Raw genomic sequence first — 19,958 nt, 5'->3', positions numbered from 1 at the left:
CGTCAACCCCTCTACCCCCGAAGATTGTATTAAGGAAGTACCACCGTGGCACGTGTCAAGCGGTCCGTCAACGCCAAGAAGAAGCGTCGCGTAATCCTCAAATCCGCCAAGGGTTACCGTGGCCAGCGCTCCCGCCTTTACCGTAAGGCCAAGGAACAGTGGCTGCACTCCATGACTTACTCTTACCGCGATCGTCGCGCACGTAAGGGCGAGTTCCGTAAACTGTGGATCCAGCGTATCAACGCTGCTGCCCGCATGAACGGCATCACCTACAACCGCCTTATCCAGGGCCTGCGTCTCGCCGGCATCGAGGTGGACCGGAAGATCTTGGCCGAGCTGGCCGTCAATGATTTTGCCGCGTTCTCCGCAATTTGCGAGTCCGCGAAGGCCGCGCTGCCCGCCGATGTGAACGCGCCGAAGGCAGCCTAATTGGAGCACATGAGCTAGTGTCTCGTTTACCCCCTCGCCGGATCCGGCGAGGGGGTTTTGGCTATCCGAGAGACTACGCTTGTGGGCAATCGTCTGTAGACTAGAGCAGACTTTTCAACATAGGGAGATGGACAAGGAACAATGACAAATCCTTTCGGTGAAGTCCACTATGATCGCGATGGCTTGCCGATAAACAACCCGAAGCAACAACCGAACCCGTACGCAGATCCGTTCTCGCAACCAACGGCCGGGTTCGCTGACCCGAGTGCTTCGGCGATCCCAAATGTGCCCCTGCCGCAGCAACCGCAAGCGTTCATGAACACGCCGGTGCCTTATGGTGCTGGTGGATACGGGGTTGTGGGAGCCCCGCAGAAGCAATGGATCGTGGCCGTGCTACTGGCGTTTTTCTTTGGCACCTTCGGTTTGCACAACTTCTACCTTGGGAACACGCAGCGAGGCATGGTACAGCTGGGACTGTTCTTGGGTGGCAGTATTACCTCATTTATATTGATTGGTTTTATTCCGCTGTTTATCGTGAGCATTTGGGCATTCGTTGAGTTCATCATGGTGCTGCTGGGAATTAGCCCCTTTGACCGCGATTCGAACAATGTGCCGTTGCGCCGGTAACGCGACTTGGGCGCGTGATGGTGCGGCATAAGGTTGTTCGCACCAGCCCGTGAACCGCGTGCATACTGCTAGCCTTAGTCGCATGCACTTGGATTTTGATTCAGCATTTACGGAACGTACCGGACGCATCGTTCAAGCGGCGAAACTGCATCGCACGGCCGGGCGAAGGAAAGCGAATCGATTCCTCGCCGAGGGGGAAAACGCGGTCGATTCTGCGATCGCGACGGGGGCTGCCATTGACGTGTACGTCACCGAGAAGGCAGCTGATCGTTATAGTGAACTGCTGCGGGCGGCGCGGCATATGAATTGCTACGTGCACCCGATTACCGACACCGCGGCCCGCGCACTCGCTGACACCGTCACCACCCCAGGCATTTTTGCCGTATGTTCGCCCGTGCTGTGGCAAACGACCCAAGTACTAAAAGCGAAACCACGGTTGGTTACCGTCCCTGTTGCCACCAACGATCCTGGCAACGCGGGCACGCTCATTCGGGTGAGCGACGCAGTCGGCGCGGATGCGGTGGTGTTTGCGGGTGACAGCGTGGACCCGCAGGGCCCGAAAGCGGTGCGCTCGTCCGCTGGCTCACTGTTCCACATCCCCGTTGCGCGGGCGGTTGACGCCTCGGCGTTGGTGGACAAGCTGCGCGGGGGCGGGCTGCAAATTCTTGCTACCACGGCTGATGGGGAAGTGGACCTTGACCACGCCGCCGAGTTGCTTACCCAGCCAACTGCTTGGCTGTTTGGCAATGAGGCGCATGGACTGGACCAAGAGTTGCTTGATGCTGCGGACCATCGGGTGCGCATTCCCATCCGTGGCCGCGCCGAATCGTTGAACCTTGCTACCGCGGCGTCGATATGCCTCTACGAGTCTGCGAAGGCCCTATATTCGCAGCTTGGCACGTCTCGGCTATGATAGTGCGGTTAGCGTAGTCGTTATAAACATTGTGAAGGGCCGAAACAGAAGGTGTCAGAAATCCAGTTAACCGAAGCCCACTTGAACGCCGCCGCAGACGCCGCCGAGCGAGCATTTCAAGCCGCCGAAAACTTGGCCGAATTGGCTGAAGCTCGCCGCGCGCACCTTGGCGACGACGCCCCAATCCCGCAAGCCAGACGAGCACTCGGCTCGTTGCCGAAGGCCGAGCGCAAGGATGCCGGGCGGGCTGTCAATATGGCCCGCGGGCGCGTGGAAAAGCTGTTTGCACAGGCGAAGGTGGCGCTGGAGGAAAAACGCAACGCTGAGGTGCTCGTTGAGGAGCGGGTGGACGTGACCGTTCCCACCACGCGAAGCCAAACTGGAGCGCTGCACCCCATTACCATCCTCAGCGAGCAAATCGCTGACATTTTCGTTGGCATGGGGTGGGAAATCGCCGAGGGCCCCGAGGTGGAGGCGGAATACTTCAACTTCGATTCGCTGAACTTCCTTCCGGATCACCCCGCGCGCACCTTGCAGGACACGTTCCACATCGCGCCGCACGGTTCCCGCCAAGTGCTACGTACACACACATCGCCGGTGCAGATGCGCACCATGCTCTCGCGGGACGTACCGATGTACATTGCCTGCCCCGGCCGCGTATTCCGCACCGACGAGCTGGACGCCACCCACACGCCGGTGTTCCACCAAATCGAGGGCCTGGCGGTGGACAAGGGGCTGACCATGGCGCACTTGCGCGGTACGCTGGATCACCTTGCCAAAACCTTGTTCGGCCCAGAGACGCACACGCGGATGCGGGCAAACTACTTTCCGTTTACGGAACCCTCCGCGGAGGTGGACGTGTGGTTCCCCAACAAAAAAGGCGGGGCCGGCTGGATTGAATGGGGCGGCTGCGGCATGGTCAACCCGAACGTGCTGCGCGCCGCGGGCATCGACCCCGCGGAGTACACCGGTTTCGCGTTCGGCATGGGCCTCGAACGCACGCTGCAATTCCGCAATGGTTTGGCCGATATGCGCGACATGGTTGAAGGCGACGTTCGCTTTACTTTGCCGTTCGGCATCCAAGCATAAATCCACCCCGTTCACATCAGGAGTACTCCAACATGTTCATCGCTCAAAGCTGGTTGACGGGGTTGCTGCAGCAGGCAAACCCCGGCTGGTCCGTTACCCCAGAAGAATTCGACGCTGGGTTCATCCGCGTTGGTTTTGAAACTGAGGGCTACGCACCAATCCCCGCAACGACCGGCCCGCTGGTGCTCGGCCGTGTGGAATCCATCGAAGAGCTCACCGAGTTTAAAAAGCCGATCCGCCATTGCATGGTCGACGTCGGCGACGCAAACGGTACCGGCGAATTGCAGTCCATTATCTGCGGCGCACGGAATTTCACCGTCGGTTCCACAGTGGTGGTGTGCTTGCCGGGTGCGGTACTGCCGGGCAATTTCGCTATCTCCGCGCGCGAAACATACGGCAGGATGTCTGCCGGGATGATTTGTTCCGCCGCCGAGTTGGGCTTGGCGGAAAAGCAAAACGCCGGCATTATTACCTTGGACCCAGCCGTGGGGGAGCCAGGCGCCGACGCCCGCCCGATCCTCGGCCTCGATGACACTGTGTTCGAGGTGAATATCACGCCGGATCGCGGATATGCGCTTTCCGCTCGTGGTTTGGCGCGCGAGTTGGCGTCTGCATTTGAACTCAAGTTCGTGGACCCCGCCGCGCAACAGCTCGACGTCCCCACCACGCAGGCGGACGTGTTGCCCGTGGACCTTGGCGCGGAGACGAAGGCGCGACGCTTCGGGCTGCGCAGCGTCACCGGCGTGGACCCGCAGGCGGAAACCCCGTTTTGGATGCAGCGCGAGCTCATGTTGTGCGGCCAGCGCCCCGTCAACCTGCCCACCGATATCACGAACTATGTGATGCTGCTTTTGGGGCAGCCGATGCACGCATTCGATGCCGATCGCATTAGCGGCGGCCTCGTGGTGCGCAACGCAAACCTCGGCGAAACGCTCGTTACCCTCGACGACGTCACCCGCGTGCTCGACGAGGGCGACGTGGTGATTTGCGACGCCAACGGTATCCAATCGCTGGCCGGTGTCATGGGCGGCTCCACCTCCGAAATCGCGGACACCACCGTCAACGTGTTGTTTGAGGCGGCGAATTGGGATCCGATCACCGTGGCACGGACTTCGCGGCGCCACAAGTTGAGTTCCGAAGCCTCCCGTCGTTTCGAACGTGGTGTTGACCCCGCGGTGATTGAGGCGTCTCTCGATTTGGCCTGTCACCTCCTTGCCACCTACGGCGGCGGCACGATTGCTCCGGAACGCACGCTTGTTGGGGAGGTTGCGTCGATGCCCGTGATCACCATGTCCGCCTCCCACCCCGGCGACATCGCCGGCGTCGAGTACTCGCGCGAAACCGTGATTGCTCGCCTGGAGGAGGTTGGGTGTGCCGTTGATGTGCTCGCTTGTGGCTGCAAGCTGGAGGTTACGCCCCCGACGTGGCGTAGTGACCTCACCATGACCGCTGACCTTGTCGAGGAAGTGCTGCGTTTGGAGGGGCTCGAGGATATTCCCTCCATTGTTCCCACCGCGCCCGCTGGTCGTGGCCTGTCCAACACGCAATTACGACGCCGTGCCATCGGTCACGCACTCGCCTATGGCGGGTATGCGGAAATTTTGCCCACTCCGTTTATTGCCAATGATGTGTTCGACGTGTGGGGCTTGGATGCGGACGATGAACGTCGCCGCGTTGTCACCGTGCAAAACCCGCTGGAGTCTGACCGGGCGATGTTGGGTACCACGCTGCTGCCCAGCATGTTGGATGCATTGAAGCGCAATGTGGCGCGCGGCAATAAAGACGTACACCTTTTCGGCGTACAGCAGGTGAGTATCGCCCGCGGCGACGGGATTTCCCCAATGCCTGATGTGTCTGCGCGTCCCGCCGATGACGAAGTGTCCGCACTGTTGGACTCCCTGCCGCTGCAACCACTTCACGTGGCTACCGTGGGCAGCGGGAATTGGGAGTTGGAGGGTCCGTGGGGCCAGGGGCGTGCCTATACCTACGCGGATGCCATTGAATCTGCGCGCATGGTTGCCCGCGCCGCGGATGTCTCGCTGCGGGTGGAAAATGCGGAGCAGTTGCCGTGGCATCCTGGCCGGTGCGCCGCATTGTATGTGGGGGAGACACTGGTGGGCTACGCCGGTGAGTTGCATCCGCAGGTGCTGGAGCGGGCCGGACTTCCGGCGCGCACCTGTGCGATGGAACTGAATGTGTCCTCGTTGCCGGTGGCGCCCAGCCTGCCCGCGCCGGTGTTGTCTGCATTCCCCGCACTCCTGCAGGACCTGGCGTTGGTGGTCGACGAATCCGTCCCCGCGGAATCCGTACGCCTTGCGGTTGAACGGGGCGCAGGCGAGTTGCTCGAAGGCGTACACCTGTTTGATGTGTACCGTTCCGAATCGTTGGGTGAGGGCAAGAAGTCCCTCGCGTTTTCGCTGCGCTTCCGTGCCCCCGACCGCACACTTACCGACGAGGAGTGCAACACCGCGCGTCTCGCTGCGGCCGAAGCCGCCAAGCAGCATTGCGGTGCAGACATGCGCTAGTCCGCGCCCGTTGGTGATTCCGGCGTGCTAGTCCGGGATCACCAACTTCAACCCAAATTCGTGCATGACGGGCTCGATCGTAACTACGCGCGACACCGTCGCGTTCGTACTTTCGCCCCAGCTGTTGACCGCCGCGGCATGCACCTCGTCGGTGTCTGGGTCGAACACCCAGATCGGCCCGCCGGAATCCCCGTGGTCGGAGATGCTTTCAAACGACAATGTGATGTCATTGCTCATTTCCACGAAATCGCCGCAGGAAATCCCAGACCGAAACCCGAGTGCACACGCGTATGGGCGTTTCTCCACTAAGTAGTCTTTGCCCACCCAATCAACAACGCGATAACCTTCCACCGGTAACGCCGTTTGCACATTGTCATCGTAGATTTTTAGAAGCGCCCAATCCGGTTGCCGTTTCCCATTCCAGCCGGTGGTCCACACGACCTCGCCGATTTCTACAAGGCTGCCGTCCTGCTCTTCGATGCCGATCTTGTCGCCCTCGTCTCCGCAGTGCCCAGCCGTGAGGTTCAGATACGTGCCTGGCATCTCGTCTGAGACCACAGTCCAGCCGAAGGAACACTCGAGTTGTTTGTCCATGTTGATGTACCGGCCGCCCGGGATCACACCACCCGGGTGTCGCAGAAACTCGAACCCGCGGCTCAGCCGATAGACCTGTGAACGCTGGCGCTCCGATTCCAATCCCACGGTATCTGCGCGGGTGTTTGTCTCACCATTGCCGGTGTCTTTCGGTTGCGCCCGAAACAGCGGGGGGTTGAGCGCAAGAACAAAAAATATCAATATGGATAGCACGCAGGTCGCCCCGACGATCAGCCACGTGATCAGGTTGCTGTGCCCCGCGGCCGGTCGCGGCCCTGGAGGTGGCGGTTGGTGTGGTGGTGGAGTCCAGGACATGGTGTTTTCGCCCTTCGTGCTTGCGGGTAGGGGATTGGCGTTAGGAAGTGCGCTCGAATTTCGGTTCGGCTAGGCCGACGTCGACGAAAAAGTCGGAGGCAGTTGCCTCATCCGCGAACACGATATAGGTGGTGGCGAGGTCCGGCCCGTGCAGATCGTAGGCATAGGTGGCGTAACCGAACTCTTCGCCGTACACCTCTGCGATGAGGTGAAAATCATGGTTCGGTGCGGAACGAATATGGCGGAATTCATCGAATTCAAAATCGTTGAGCAGGACGTTCAACGCGCCTGGGTCCGTGACAATGCCGGCATATTCCACCTTCCCGCTCCGAATCGGCGAGGGGAACGAGCATTCCAATTGCCGAAATGTTGGTTCCAGCAGGAACTCCACTTCGGTGCAGGAATCCATGATGAGTTCGCGACCCACCGCTGGCGGAAACGAGTGCTGGATCGAACGCTGGATTTCTCGCTGTTGGGCTGTCGTAATAGAGGACTGCCGGACGGTGCGATCGCTTGGCGGCGCGGGTAACGGTGCTGGGCGGTTGCGTTCCGTATTGGTGACGGTGCGTTCGGGACTTGCATCCACCCGCTGGTTGGACTTGATGAATACCGCGCTTGCGATCACCACCGTGACCAATATTGCGAAGCAGCTGACGACGGCGACACCAGCAACGATCCAGCCGAGGTTGCTTTGCTTTTTCGGGGCTGGCGCGGGCATCATTGGGTATTGCGGTGGCGGGGTCACGGGTTGGTATTGCATGGTTTCGGGAAAAGCTTGGTGGTCATTGCGCTGCCCACCTCCCGAATGGTGAGAGTTTTCACTGTGACCTTGATTCATGTTCGGCGCTTTCCTTGATTTCGATACCACAACTCAAAAACCCGCAAGTGCGACGTGAATGAATCACTCGCTGCCTTAGGATTTACTACGCAAATGCTCAGCCTGTAGTGTAGCGCAATAGCCGCGACGACGGCTACTGTGAATACCGTCTCTTTTCCAAGGTTGCCCCTGTGCGTGGTTCGGCAGCCAGCTGTGATGGGAGATTATTGCATCGACATGTGAACTACTTCATGCGGATGTACCGGTGATATTGCGTCATGCGCCACTCACTGCGTGGCCGGGAAGCGCGCGTTCGCGTAGGAGTGCTGCGGGGGTGGCGGCCGCGGCGTCGAGAGGCGGATCGTCCCGTGGAAAAGCTATTACTATGTACGGCATGACTGCAGCGAGACCACGCATCTTGGCAATCGCCGGCACGGATCCCACTGGGGGCGCCGGAATCCACGCGGATCTGAAGGCAATTATGGCGCTTGGCGGCTACGGCATGGGGGTGGTGACTGCAATCGTTGCCCAAAACACGCAGGGGGTGCGGCACGTGCATTCGTTGGCGCCGACGTGGATCCGCGAGCAGCTCGACGCTGTGAGCGAAGACGTGCATATCGACGCCGTGAAAATAGGCATGCTAGGCGATACCGCGACGATTGCGGTGGTTGCGGAGTGGCTGCGAGATATTGATGCCCCGGTGGTGCTCGATCCGGTGATGGTCTCTACCTCGGGGCACTCGTTATTGGCGGCGGATGCGGAAAGCGCGCTACGTGAACTGATTGGCGAACTCGCGGAACGGCACGGCGGCGTATTGCTCACCCCGAATATTCCGGAGCTGGCACGGTTGGTGGGGGAGGAGCCTGCGGAAACTTCGGCCGCGGCGGTATTGCAGGCGAAGCGCCTGATTGGTGGCACTGCGCTGGCGGTGTTGGTCAAGGGTGGGCACCTCGATGGCGACGTGGTTTCCGATGTGGTGGTGAATCGCAGTGGTGTGTTTCCGTGCGAATCTCCCCGCGTAAACACTCGCTGTACCCACGGTACGGGGTGCTCACTATCGTCCGCGATGGCGACGGCGTTCGTGCGGACGGGGCGTTGGGATGAGGCGCTGAGCCTGGTCAAACCTTGGTTGCAAGCTGCGCTGGAGGGCGCGGACGCATTGGAGGTGGGTACTGGTCACGGCCCAATCGATCACGGGGCGCTTGTGTAACCTTTCAGGAGGTTGAGGATGTATTCCTTGATTTCGTTATTGTCCATTTGTTCGCCCAAAATTGCGGATCGGTAGATGAGGCCGCCGATAATGGAATCGGTGAGATCGGTAAAGCTGGCGGGCTTGATGTCGGCGAGCTTGGCCAGCTCCACCGCTTGGCTGCGCACGGGTTGGATAATGGTTTCGCGGTAGAGCTTGGAAAGTTCGGGGTTGTTTTGCCGGTGGATATCCAGGCTGATGGCAACGAGGGTGGCGTTGGGGCTGTTAATCAGGTCTGCGTAGGCGCTGATAAAGGTATCGAGATCCTTGTCAAAGTCTCCGCTGAGGTCGACGGTACGCTCGCCGAGTTCCTGTTGGATTGCGGCGACGGCGAGGTGTGCCAGTGACGGCCAGCGGCGGTAAATGGTGGTTTTGGCGATGCCGCTGCGGTGAGCGATTTCATTGATGCGTAAGCCTGTATATCCGTAAAGCTGCATCAACCTGAGGGTTGTCTGCAAAACTTTGTGGTCAATTGTTTCGTCTTGTGGGCGTCCAGTACGTTGTGCCATGCCTTACAGCTTATATATAAGAAACGCTACCTAGGGTGACTTTATTACTGTGAACTGATTCCCTAATTAGGGGCTGGATTGATGAACACCGTAGACAAAGTGAGCGGTGGATTGTTTGCCGCGAATGCCGAAATGTTTGCTTTTGCCTCAGTGTTTGCGCTTCGCCATTGTTTCGGGGTGCGCTCTTGGCGTTCGGTTTGCATGGGTTTACCCATATTCTCTTTGCCGTGATTGCTGGGCGTTACACAACGGGTGTAGCTACGTCACCAATCATTGTGATTCCTTATTGGATTTATGCTCGAAGTGCGTTGCGGAAGGAAGGATTGCGTGATAATGATCCGCAAGCTTTTGCCATTGCGGTATTGGTTTTGCCGGTGTTGGTGCTGGTCCATGTTGTGAGCTGGTTCCTCACCAAATAATGCATAACTTGCACTTCTCTGCATAAATGTTATGCTTGCCGGCATGACTCTTTCTGTTGCGGTAGCTGGCGCGAGCGGCTACGCGGGTGGTGAGATCTTGCGGCTATTGCTCAGCCACCCAGCATACGCGAGCGGTGAACTGAAAATAGGCGCACTGACGGGCGCCTCGAACGCCGGAAGCAGTGTCGGCGAGCTCATGCCGCACTTGCCGGAACTCGCGGATCGCGTCATCGAGCCGACGGATATAGGCACGCTGGCCGAACACGACGTGGTGTTCCTTGGCCTACCGCACGGCCACTCGGCGGAAATCGCGCAGCAGCTTGGCGAGGATGTTCTGGTGCTCGATTGCGCGGCGGATTTCCGGTTGCGGGACGCGACGGCGTGGGAGCAATACTACGGAACTTCGCACGCAGGTTCGTGGCCCTACGGGATCCCCGAAATGCCCGGCCACCGAGAGCAGCTGCAACACACCAAGCGGGTCGCTGTCCCAGGGTGTTTCCCCACGGGGGCGACGCTTGCAATGCTGCCAGCAGTGGCCGCCGGGTTGATTATTCCCGACGTCGCGGTGGTGTCTATTACCGGCGTCTCCGGTGCTGGAAAGAAGGCAAGTGTGGCCATGCTTGGTTCGGAAACCATGGGCAGCGCGAAGGCCTATAACACCGCCGGCAAGCACCGTCACACGCCGGAAATCATGCAAAACCTCGGCGAATATACGGACGAGTCGGTGACGGTGAGTTTTACTCCCGTCCTAGCGCCGATGTCGCGGGGCATTCTCACCACGGCCTCCGCGCCGCTTCGCGGAACGGTCAGCGAGGAGCAAGCCCGCGAGGTATACCGCCAGGCGTATGAGTCTGAGCCATTTGTGCAGCTTGTGGCTGCGGGACAGCAGCCGCAGACCCAACATGTCGTCGGTTCAAACATGTGTCAGATACAGGTGGAAGTAGATAACGGGGCTGGCCGTCTCTTAGCCACCAGTGCGATTGATAATCTCACCAAGGGGACGGCCGGGGCTGCTGTGCAATGCATGAACATTGCGCTTGGGTTCCCAGAAACGGCGGGGTTGCCGCGCGCGGGTGTGGCACCGTAACCAACGAGCAACCAGCACCTCACCAATCGACAGCTACATGCCCAATACGTACAAGGAGAACCACACATGACGAGCACTGCAAGCACCACGGGTGTCAGTGCCCCAGCAGGCTTTCTTGCCGCCGGCACGACGGCGGGAATCAAGGCTTCTGGGAATCCGGACATGGCATTGGTGTGCAACCAGGGCCCGATGTTTACCGCTGCTGGCGTGTTTACTCGCAACCGTGTGGTGGCGGCCCCGGTGAAACTTACTCGCCGGGCGATTGCGGATGGCAAGCTCCGCGCGGTCGTCTACAATTCCGGCAACGCGAACGCTTGCACGGGTGCTCAAGGTGACGCGGATGCGCACGAAATGGCTGCCCAAGCCGCCGCGCTTTTAGATGTTTCGCAAGGAGACATTGCGGTGTGTTCTACAGGCATTATCGGTGAGCCGATGCCAATGCAGGCGGTTCGCGAAGGCGTGGCCACGCTCGCCGCAGAGCTTGGCGATCACGGGGAAGCTGCAGCTACAGCGATTATGACCACTGATACGGTGTGCAAGCAGACGTTCGTGCAGCGCGCTGGTTGGTCGGTCGGAGGTATGGGGAAAGGCGCGGGGATGATGGCGCCCTCGTTGGCTACCATGCTGGTGTGCTTGACCACGGATGCTGCGGTAACCCCGGCCGTCGCTGATGCAGCCCTCCGCGCCGCTACTGCGCAAACCTTTGATTTGCTGGATATTGATGGATCTACCTCGACCAATGACACCGTCCTTTTGTTGGCCTCCGGTGCCTCTGGTGTGACCCCAGACGCGTCGGAGTTTGCGGCGGCGGTCCTGGAAGCATGCGCGGACCTGGCGGGGCAGATGCAAGCTGACGCGGAGGGTGTGACCAAGCGGGTGAACGTGACAGTTGCCGGCACGACGACGGATGATCAGGCCCGAGCCGCCGCGCGCACCGTCGCGCGCGACAATCTGTTCAAGTGTGCCATGTTTGGTGCGGACCCGAACTGGGGCCGAGTGCTCGCCGCGGTGGGCATGGCCGAGGCGGACATGGATCCGGAAAACATCAGCGTCACCTTCAATGGGCACACGGTGTGCGAACGCTCCGGCCCCACCCCGAATGCCCGCGAGGTGGACCTCAGCGGATCGAACGTAGAGGTGGTCATCGATCTCGGCACCGGTGGTCCCGGTCAGGCGACGGTGCGCACCACGGACTTATCCCACGCATATGTGGAAATTAACTCGGCGTACACCACGTAAAGGCGGTTGAAGTTGAATAAAATGCTCGCCGGCATCGGGCCGGAAATTCGCGCGAACGTACTCGCGGAAGCCTTGCCGTGGTTGCAATATTTCCGCGACAAGATCGTGGTGGTGAAATACGGCGGCAACGCCATGGTGGATGAGACGCTGAAGGCGGCATTCGCGGCGGACATGGTGTTTCTGCGCACGGTCGGTGCGAAGCCGGTGGTGGTGCACGGCGGTGGCCCACAGATTTCTGCCATGCTCAACCGGTTGGGGTTACAGGGGGAGTTTCGCGGCGGTTTCCGTGTGACCACGCCGGAGGTCATGGATGTGGTGCGCATGGTGCTTTTTGGGCAGGTAGGCCGCGATTTAGTGGGGCTTATCAATTCCCACGGGCCGTATGCGGTGGGCACTTCCGGCGAGGATGCTGGGTTGTTTACCGCCACCAAACGCCTCGTGGAGGTGGATGGTCAGCTCACCGATATCGGCTTGGTCGGTGACATTGTGGAGGTGAACCCGGCGGCGCTGATGGATATTATCGACGCCGGCCGTATCCCCGTCGTCTCAACCATCGCCCCTGATGCGGAAGGGCAGGTGTACAACATTAACGCGGACACGGCGGCGGGTGCGCTGGCGGTTGCGTTGGGCGCGGAACGTTTGGTGATGCTCACAAACGTGGAGGGTTTGTACACCAAGTGGCCGGATCGTTCATCGCTGGTTTCGTTGATTACGGCGGGCGAGTTGGCACCGTTGTTGCCGTCGTTGGATGCGGGGATGATTCCGAAGATGGAGGCGTGCTTGCACGCCGTGAGCGGCGGGCTTTCTGCCGCACACGTTATCGACGGCCGCGTCGCTCATTCCGTGTTGCTCGAATTGCTGACCGAAGGCGGCATCGGCACCATGGTGGTGCCCGACAGCTTCGAACGCGGCGACTATCCCGAACATATGGTCTTTCGAGAGGAGGTAGCCGCGAATGAGTGACATGCTGGCGCAGTGGCCACAGCGCATGATGAATAACTACGGCACGCCACCGTTGGCGTTGGTGAGTGGTTCCGGGGCGACGGTTGTGGATGAGCAAGGCCGCAGCCATATCGACATGCTCGCGGGGATCGCCGTGAATTCCTTGGGGCACGCGCATCCAGGGATTGTGGGCGCCGTCGCGGAGCAGGCCGCAAAGCTTGGACACGTTTCCAACTTGTTTGCTGCCGAACCCGCGCTTCGTGTTGCAGATACGCTTATCAAACGTTTTGCGCGTGACGACGCCGCGTTGGCCGCATCCACCCGCGTATTCTTCTGCAATTCGGGCGCGGAAGCCAATGAGGCTGCGTTCAAGCTTGCTCGCTTGACTGGCCGTTCGCGAATCCTCGCCGCATCCCAGGGGTTCCATGGTCGCACCATGGGGGCCTTGGCCTTGACCGGGCAGTCCGATAAGCGCGCGCCGTTTGCCCCGCTGCCGGGTGGGGTGGAGTTCTTCCCCTACGGAGACGTCGAATACTTGTCCAAGTTGGTGGCGATCAATCCGACGGACGTGGCCGCGATTTTCCTGGAACCTATCCAAGGTGAGACGGGTGTGATCCCCGCACCGGAAGGATTTTTGGCCGCGGTGCGCCAGCTGTGCGACCAGCATGGCATCCTTATGGTTGTGGACGAAGTGCAAACCGGCGTCGGTCGCACCGGCAATTTTTTCGCCCACGAGTACGACGACGTCATTCCGGACGTGGTCACTATGGCCAAAGGTCTAGGCGGGGGACTTCCACTGGGGGCAACCTTGGCGCACGGCAAGGCTGCAACCTTGTTTACGCCGGGTTCGCACGGCACCACCTTCGGCGGAAACCCCATCGCCTGCGCGGCGGCCCAGGTGGTACTCGACGTCATCGACGAGGAGTTCTGCCAGCAGGTGCGCGCCAAGGGTGCGTGGCTGCGCCACGCATTGGAAACGTTGCCTGCCGTAGCGGAGGTTCGCGGTCGTGGATTGATGCTGGGGGTGGTGCTCCGTGAACCCATCGCGAAGCAGGCCGCCAGCCGCGCGTTCGAATTCGGGGTGATTATCAATGCTCCGAGTGACCACGTCATCCGCTTGACGCCGCCGTTGGTGATCAGCGGCGTCGAGATGCGGGAGGGTAGTGAACGCATTGCGCAATTGTTGGAAACTCTGAAAGGACAGTAAGCATGAGCCCCACCCCCAACGTCCGTCACTTTCTCGCAGACGATGACTTGACGCCCGCCGAACAGGCGACGGTGTTGTCGCTGGCCGCGGAGTTGAAGGCACGGCCTTACGCGCGGCGCCCGCTTGAGGGGCCCCGCAGCGTCGCCGTGCTGTTTGATAAAACTTCCACCCGCACCCGGTTTTCCTTCGAAGCGGGAATTACGCAACTTGGCGGACACCCAATCGTCGCCGATAGCAACAGCACGCAGACCGGGAAGGGGGAAACCCTCCAGGACACGGGTGCGGTGTTGAGCCGATTCGTGGACATGATCGTGTGGCGCACCACGGCCCACCAAAACTTGTTCGATATGGCGGAAACCGCGACTGTGCCGATCATTAACGCGCTCACCGACGATCTACACCCCTGCCAAATCCTGGCGGATCTGCAAACCTGCGTGGAGCAGCTGTGCCCCGAACAAGGGCCGGCTGGCCTGCGCGGCCGCAAGGCGGTGTACTTGGGTGACGGCGCCAACAACATGGCGCATTCCTACCTGTTGGGGTTCGCCACCGCCGGCATGGACATTTCGATCGTGGCTCCGGTGGGGTTCCAGCCTCAGGAGGAGTATGTGGCAAGGGCCGAGGCGCGCGCCCAGGACACCGGTGCCCGCGTGCATGTTACTGATTCCCTTGACGAGGTGGACGGCGCGGATGTGGTGATTACCGATACTTGGGTGTCGATGGGCATGGAGAATGACGGCGTGGATCGTCGTACCCCGCTGCTGCCGTACCAAGTGAATGATGCGGTGATGCAGCGGGCGGGCGGGGACGCTATTTTCCTGCATTGCTTGCCCGCGTATCGCGGCAACGAGGTCACCGAAAGCGTTATCGACGGCCCGCAATCCGTGGTGTTTGACGAAGCGGAAAACCGCCTCCATGCGCAAAAGGCACTCATGGTGTGGCTATTGGAACAGCAGTACGACAAGACGAGCTGCTAGAAAGTGAAGCGCAAACATATGGACAAGGATTTTCTGGGCGCTGGTCAAGAGTCGCATCCCGTGGCGCAACCGGTGAGCCGGACGGCGCGGCAGGCCCGAATCTTGGAAATTTTGTCGCAATACCGGGTTTCCAGCCAAGTGCAGCTTTCGGAATTGCTCCTCGACGATGGCATTGACATCACCCAAGCCACCCTGTCACGCGATCTCGATGAACTCGGGGCCAAAAAGGTTCGCCCGGAATCCGGCCGCGCCTACTATGCGGTGGGTTCTGGGGACACAGTGCTGCTGGAAACTCTGCGCGGACCCCGCGAAAAGCTGCGCCGCATGCTGGATGATTTGGTGGTGAGCGTGGACGCCTCCGCCAATATTGCGGTCTTACGCACCCCGCCGGGTGCCGCGCAATACCTGGCCAGCTACATTGATCGCGTGCAGCTTCCGGAAGTAGTGGGCACCATCGCCGGCGACGATACGATTTTTGTGTTGGCGCGTGACCCGCTCACCGGCGCAGAGCTGGCAGAGATGTTCCAACGGCGCTAGCGGGTGCGGTGTGCTGTTCGGCCGTGTCATGCGGCACAATACAATAGGTTGAGTTTTCGTTAATTTTTTATTCGCAAGGAGATTCTTTTCATGACTGATCGCGTCGTACTCGCGTACTCGGGCGGCCTCGACACTTCGGTGGCGATTCCGTATTTGGCCAAGATGACAGGCGGTGAAGTGGTCGCCGTTTCCCTCGACCTCGGTCAAGGCGGCGAAGACATGGAGTCCGTGCGGCAACGCGCTCTGGACTGCGGCGCAGTCGAGTCAATCGTTGTGGATGCGAAAGACGAATTCGCCGAGGAATACTGCCTACCCACCATCAAAGCCAACGGCATGTACATGAAGCAGTACCCGCTGGTGTCTGCGATTTCCCGGCCGTTGATCGTCAAGCACCTGGTGGAAGCCGCAAAAGAGTTCGGCGGCACGCATGTCGCACATGGGTGCACCGGCAAGGGCAATGATCAGGTCCGGTTCGAAGTGGGGTTCGCCAATACCCACCCTGATCTGAAAATCATTGCCCCGGCGCGGGACTATGCGTGGACCCGTGACAAGGCGATCGCATTTGCGGAAGAGGTGAACCTGCCCATCGAGCAATCGAAAAAGTCACCGTTCTCCATCGACCAGAACGTGTGGGGCCGCGCCGTGGAGACCGGGTTCCTTGAAGACCTGTGGAACCCGCCGACAAAGGACCTCTACGCCTACACGGAGGACCCCGCACTTGGTAACGCCCCGGATGAGCTCATTATTTCCTTCCAAGGGGGCGCGCCCGTGGCTATCGACGGCCGCCCCGTCACCGTGTTGCAGGCAATCGAAGAGCTTAACCGCCGCGCGGGCGCCCAGGGCGTTGGCCGGTTGGACATGGTGGAGGATCGCCTCGTAGGCATCAAATCCCGCGAGGTGTATGAGGCCCCGGGCGCGGTGACCTTGATCGCCGCACACCAGGCGCTGGAGGACGTCACCATGGAGCGTGAACTCGCCCGCTACAAGCGGCTTATCGACGCCCGCTGGTCCGAAGAAGTGTACGACGGTTTGTGGTTCGCGCCGCTGAAGCGTTCGTTGGATGCGTTTATTAACTCCACGCAGGAAAACGTCACCGGCGATATCCGGCTGGTGCTGCACGCTGGCAAGGTAGTGGTCAACGGCCGCCGGAGCGAGCAATCCTTGTACGATTTCAACCTGGCCACCTACGACACCGGCGATACTTTCGACCAGACGCTTGCCCGCGGATTTGTTGAGCTGCATGGTTTGTCCTCGAAGATCGCTTGCCGTCGGGACCGAGAGGCTCGCTAATGCAGGGGCAGAAAACCAACGAGGGTGCGCTGTGGGGCGGCAGGTTCGCGGGCGGCCCCGCCGAGGCGATGTTCGCGCTGAGCGTCTCCACCCACTTTGACTGGGTTCTCGCGCCGTACGATATCCGCGCATCGAAGGCCCATGCGAAAGTGTTGTCGGCTGCGGGGTTGTTAAGCGACGAAGACTTGGACGTCATGCTTGCTGGCCTGACCAAGCTTGGCGAGCAGGTTGCGGCGGGGGAGTTCACCCCGGCGCCTACCGATGAGGATGTGCACGGCGCGCTGGAACGCGGACTGATCGAAATCGTCGGCGCTGAGGTCGGCGGCAGGTTGCGTGCTGGGCGCTCCCGCAACGACCAGGTGGCATGCCTGTTCCGAATGTGGATTCGGGATGCCGTGCGGGAAATCGCGTCGGGCGTTGTTGACCTCATCTACGCCCTCGTGGGGCAGGCGGCGGCGCACCCTGAGGTAATCATGCCTGGCAAGACCCATTTCCAGGCCGCGCAGCCGGTGCTGCTGGCGCACCAATTGTTGGCGCACGCGCAGCCGCTGCTGCGGGATTTGGATCGCCTCCGTGACTTGGATAAGCGACTCGCCGTTTCCCCATATGGTTCGGGTGCGCTCGCGGGCTCCTCGCTACACCTCGACCCGGAGGCGATCGCCGCAGAGCTCGGCTTTGACTCCGCGGCGGACAATTCGCTGGATGCCACCAGTTCCCGCGATTTCGCTTCCGAAACCGCGTTTGTGTTGGCGCAAATCGGCGTGGATATGTCGCGGCTCGCGGAGGAAATCATTGCGTGGTCCACGCCAGAGTTCGGGTACGTCACCTTGGCTGATGCTTGGTCGACTGGCAGTTCGATTATGCCGCAGAAGAAGAACCCCGATGTGGCGGAACTAACGCGCGGCAAGTCCGGACGTTTGATTGGCAACCTCACCGGTTTGCTCGCCACGTTGAAGGCCCAGCCGTTGGCCTACAACCGTGACCTGCAGGAAGATAAGGAGCCAATCGTCGATTCGGTGGCGCAGCTGAATCTTTTGCTGCCCGCCATGACCGGTTTGGTGTCCACGCTTACCTTCCATCCCGACCGGCTTTTGGAGCTCGCGCCCGCCGGATATACCTTGGCGACGGACCTCGCCGAATGGATGGTGCGGGAAGGTGTGCCGTTCCGGGTGGCGCACGAAGCTTCCGGTGCCTGCGTGCGCATCGCCGAGGCTCGCGGCGTGGGACTTGACGAACTTACCGACGAGGAGCTGGCGAGCGTGCACGCCACACTTACTCCGGCGGTGCGTGAGGTTCTCACGGTGGCTGGTTCCGTGGCGTCCCGTACGACTCGAGGCGGTACCGCCGGCGTGCGCGTTGCCGAACAACGTGCGCGGGTGCAACAAGCAGCGGCAGAGCATCGCACCTGGGCGGAGACGCCGGTCTGATTGGCGCCTCCTATGTCTTTACCCCCGTGGTGACCGGCTACAATTACCAAGCATGAGTATCGACCCCCAGTTGTTGGAAGTGTTAGCCTGCCCGCAGGATCACGGGCCGTTACGATATCTCGAGGACGAGCAGGTGCTTGTCAACGAGCGACTGGGTATCGCGTATCGCATCGACGACGGCATCCCTGTCATGCTGATCGACGAAGCGTTCGCGTGGCCTGCGGATTCCGCCTCCAACTCCTGAACCGGACTCATTTTCTAAGGCATGGTAATGAACATCATTGACGAGCTCACGTGGCGTGGGCTAATCAACCAATCCACGGATATCGACGCCCTGCGCGAAGCCGCCGAGCAACCCATCACCGTGTACTGCGGTTTTGACCCTACCGGGGCGTCATTGCACGCCGGTCACCTCGTGCCGCTGATTATGTTGAAGCGCTTCCAGGACGCGGGTCACCGCACGATTACCTTGGCGGGCGGCGCGACCGGCATGATCGGTGACCCGCGCGACGTAGGTGAGCGCTCCATGCTGAGCCGCGAGGAAATCGCAAGCAATGTCGAGTCCATCCAGGCGCAGATTCGTAACTTTATTGATTACACTGACGGTCGCGCGATTATGGTCAACAATGCGGATTGGATCGGCAGCATGAGCGTGATCGAGTTTTTGCGCGATGTTGGCAAGAACTTCTCGCTGAACACCATGCTTGACCGGGAAACCGTGAAGCGGCGTTTGGAAAGCGACGGCATTTCCTACACCGAATTCTCCTATATGTTGCTTCAGGCGTTCGACGCTGTGCATTTGCGACGTGAGTTCGATTGCGTACTGCAAATCGGCGGTGGCGATCAGTGGGGCAACATTGTTTCCGGCGTGGATTTGAATCGACGCATGGACCAGCAGCGCACCCACGGCCTGACGGTGCCACTGGTGACGGACGCGGAGGGGCAGAAGTTTGGCAAGTCGACCGGTGGCGGCAAGCTGTGGTTGGACCCACAACTGACCAGCCCGTATGCGTGGTACCAGTACTTTGTGAACGCCGGCGACGCTGTGGTGATTGACTATCTGCGCTGGTTTACCTTCCTCACGCAGGAGGAAATCGCCGCGTATGAGGTGGAGGTTGCGGAGCGTCCGCACCAGCGGCAAGCGCAGCGTCGCTTGGCTCGCGAGTTGACCACGTTGGTGCACGGTGCCCAGGCAACGGAGTCCGTGGAGCTGGCCGCCCAAGCGTTGTTTGGCAAGGCGGAGCTTGCAGACCTTGACGAGGCGACCCTCGCCGGGGCGCTTTCCGAAACTACGGTCGCGGAATTTAGCCCAGAACAACAGTTCGGAATTATCGACCTCATTGTAGCCGCCGGTCTCGCCGATTCCCGCGGTGCCGCGCGCCGTTCTATTAAGGAGGGCGGCATTTACGTCAACAACAACCGCGTCGCTGCCGAGGATTGGCGCCCCGGGCCTGAGGATTTGTTGCATGGGCAGTGGCTGGTGCTGCGGCGAGGTAAGAAAAACTTCGCCGGCGCACTTATCCGCCCTTAAGGCGCTTGTCGACGCCCCGCACCCGACGTTGCATTTTCCCGCAACGCGGTGCGGGGTTTCGCGTTTGATGAACCCAAGAAACGCCCTCTGCGCTGCGGATTTGTCAAGCGTTAAGCTTGTGTGTACATTTAATCGAGTCACCGCGACAGGGGCTGAAAATAGCTTCCGGTTGTTGTGGTTGGACTGTGTTGTTTGAGAACTCGATAGTGTGTCGTTTTTTGTTTTGTTGTTGTTGGCT

At 60.4% G+C, this 19,958-nt stretch carries 20 protein-coding genes; 17 read left to right on the top strand and 3 right to left on the bottom strand.

All coding sequences use genetic code 11. From position 1 onward, the window contains the following. Positions 1–45 precede the first annotated feature (45 nt). The 5 genes from rplT to pheT all read left to right on the top strand — a co-directional run bounded on the left by rplT (position 46) and on the right by pheT (position 5,583). A complete protein-coding gene (gene rplT / locus Q4D83_RS11720; protein WP_303175495.1) occupies positions 46–429 on the top strand; it encodes a 50S ribosomal protein L20 in 384 nt (127 codons plus the stop codon). Between the two features lie 141 nt (positions 430–570). After that, complete coding sequence (locus Q4D83_RS11715; RefSeq protein WP_303175494.1) at positions 571–1,056, top strand: TM2 domain-containing protein; 486 nt, start codon at positions 571–573, stop codon at positions 1,054–1,056. Between the two features lie 82 nt (positions 1,057–1,138). Further along, positions 1,139–1,969: an RNA methyltransferase gene (locus tag Q4D83_RS11710; protein WP_303175493.1), complete on the top strand. Its 831-nt coding sequence runs from the start codon at positions 1,139–1,141 to the stop codon at positions 1,967–1,969. Positions 1,970–2,020: 51 nt separating this feature from the next. Next, positions 2,021–3,058: a phenylalanine--tRNA ligase subunit alpha gene (pheS, locus tag Q4D83_RS11705; RefSeq protein ID WP_303175492.1), complete on the top strand. Its 1,038-nt coding sequence runs from the start codon at positions 2,021–2,023 to the stop codon at positions 3,056–3,058. Positions 3,059–3,090: 32 nt separating this feature from the next. Next, positions 3,091–5,583 (top strand): phenylalanine--tRNA ligase subunit beta, encoded by a 2,493-nt coding sequence (gene pheT / locus Q4D83_RS11700; protein ID WP_303175491.1) that lies wholly within the window; start codon positions 3,091–3,093, stop codon positions 5,581–5,583. 27 nt (positions 5,584–5,610) lie between these two features. On the opposite strand, the gene Q4D83_RS11695 is transcribed toward pheT, so the two are convergent. Beyond that, positions 5,611–6,492 carry a hypothetical protein gene (locus tag Q4D83_RS11695; protein ID WP_303175490.1) on the bottom strand — a complete coding sequence of 294 codons (882 nt, stop codon included), beginning with the start codon at positions 6,490–6,492 and terminating at the stop codon, positions 5,611–5,613. 40 nt (positions 6,493–6,532) lie between these two features. Continuing rightward, complete coding sequence (locus Q4D83_RS11690) at positions 6,533–7,330, bottom strand: hypothetical protein (RefSeq protein ID WP_303175489.1); 798 nt, start codon at positions 7,328–7,330, stop codon at positions 6,533–6,535. A 373-nt stretch (positions 7,331–7,703) separates the two neighbouring features. On the opposite strand from Q4D83_RS11690, the gene thiD reads away from it, so the two are divergent. Then, entirely contained in the window at positions 7,704–8,519 is an 816-nt protein-coding gene (gene thiD, locus Q4D83_RS11685; protein WP_303175488.1) for a bifunctional hydroxymethylpyrimidine kinase/phosphomethylpyrimidine kinase, read from the top strand. Here thiD and Q4D83_RS11680 read toward each other — a convergent pair. After that, the gene (locus Q4D83_RS11680; protein WP_303175487.1) at positions 8,501–9,067 is read right to left on the bottom strand and encodes a TetR/AcrR family transcriptional regulator; all 567 of its coding nucleotides are present in this window, start codon (positions 9,065–9,067) and stop codon (positions 8,501–8,503) included. The two genes, thiD and Q4D83_RS11680, sit on opposite strands and share 19 nt — an antisense overlap. Positions 9,068–9,132: 65 nt before the next feature. On the opposite strand from Q4D83_RS11680, the gene Q4D83_RS11675 reads away from it, so the two are divergent. The 11 genes from Q4D83_RS11675 (at position 9,133) to tyrS (ending at position 19,720) form a co-directional block, all read left to right on the top strand. Further along, entirely contained in the window at positions 9,133–9,486 is a 354-nt protein-coding gene (locus tag Q4D83_RS11675) for an HXXEE domain-containing protein (RefSeq protein WP_368502220.1), read from the top strand. 43 nt (positions 9,487–9,529) lie between these two features. After that, complete coding sequence (gene argC, locus Q4D83_RS11670) at positions 9,530–10,573, top strand: N-acetyl-gamma-glutamyl-phosphate reductase (RefSeq protein WP_303175486.1); 1,044 nt, start codon at positions 9,530–9,532, stop codon at positions 10,571–10,573. A 66-nt stretch (positions 10,574–10,639) separates the two neighbouring features. After that, the gene (gene argJ, locus Q4D83_RS11665; protein ID WP_303175485.1) at positions 10,640–11,812 is read left to right on the top strand and encodes a bifunctional glutamate N-acetyltransferase/amino-acid acetyltransferase ArgJ; all 1,173 of its coding nucleotides are present in this window, start codon (positions 10,640–10,642) and stop codon (positions 11,810–11,812) included. A 12-nt stretch (positions 11,813–11,824) separates the two neighbouring features. Next, positions 11,825–12,775, top strand: coding sequence for an acetylglutamate kinase (argB, locus tag Q4D83_RS11660; protein ID WP_303175484.1), 951 nt, complete (start codon positions 11,825–11,827; stop codon positions 12,773–12,775). Further along, positions 12,768–13,961, top strand: a complete 1,194-nt coding sequence (locus Q4D83_RS11655; RefSeq protein ID WP_303175483.1) for an acetylornithine transaminase — start codon at positions 12,768–12,770, stop codon at positions 13,959–13,961. The genes argB and Q4D83_RS11655 overlap by 8 nt, the downstream gene beginning before the upstream one ends. A gap of 2 nt (positions 13,962–13,963) precedes the next feature. Further along, positions 13,964–14,935 carry an ornithine carbamoyltransferase gene (gene argF, locus Q4D83_RS11650; RefSeq protein ID WP_303175482.1) on the top strand — a complete coding sequence of 324 codons (972 nt, stop codon included), beginning with the start codon at positions 13,964–13,966 and terminating at the stop codon, positions 14,933–14,935. Between the two features lie 18 nt (positions 14,936–14,953). Then, positions 14,954–15,472, top strand: a complete 519-nt coding sequence (locus Q4D83_RS11645; protein WP_303175481.1) for an arginine repressor — start codon at positions 14,954–14,956, stop codon at positions 15,470–15,472. Positions 15,473–15,562: 90 nt separating this feature from the next. Beyond that, on the top strand, positions 15,563–16,762 hold the full coding sequence (locus tag Q4D83_RS11640; RefSeq protein WP_303175480.1) for an argininosuccinate synthase: 1,200 nt from the start codon (positions 15,563–15,565) through the stop codon (positions 16,760–16,762). Continuing rightward, entirely contained in the window at positions 16,762–18,189 is a 1,428-nt protein-coding gene (gene argH / locus Q4D83_RS11635; RefSeq protein ID WP_303175479.1) for an argininosuccinate lyase, read from the top strand. The genes Q4D83_RS11640 and argH overlap by 1 nt, the downstream gene beginning before the upstream one ends. Before the next feature lie 52 nt (positions 18,190–18,241). Next, on the top strand, positions 18,242–18,433 hold the full coding sequence (locus Q4D83_RS11630) for a Trm112 family protein (RefSeq protein ID WP_303175478.1): 192 nt from the start codon (positions 18,242–18,244) through the stop codon (positions 18,431–18,433). Positions 18,434–18,460: 27 nt separating this feature from the next. Next, a complete protein-coding gene (gene tyrS / locus Q4D83_RS11625; RefSeq protein ID WP_303175477.1) occupies positions 18,461–19,720 on the top strand; it encodes a tyrosine--tRNA ligase in 1,260 nt (419 codons plus the stop codon). Positions 19,721–19,958: the final 238 nt, after the last annotated feature.

The organism is Corynebacterium sp., from assembly GCF_030532715.1.
Taxonomy (GTDB): Bacteria; Actinomycetota; Actinomycetes; order Mycobacteriales; family Mycobacteriaceae; genus Corynebacterium.
Note: the sequence above shows the minus strand (reverse complement) of the source record. Positions and strands in the feature narration are given on the sequence as shown.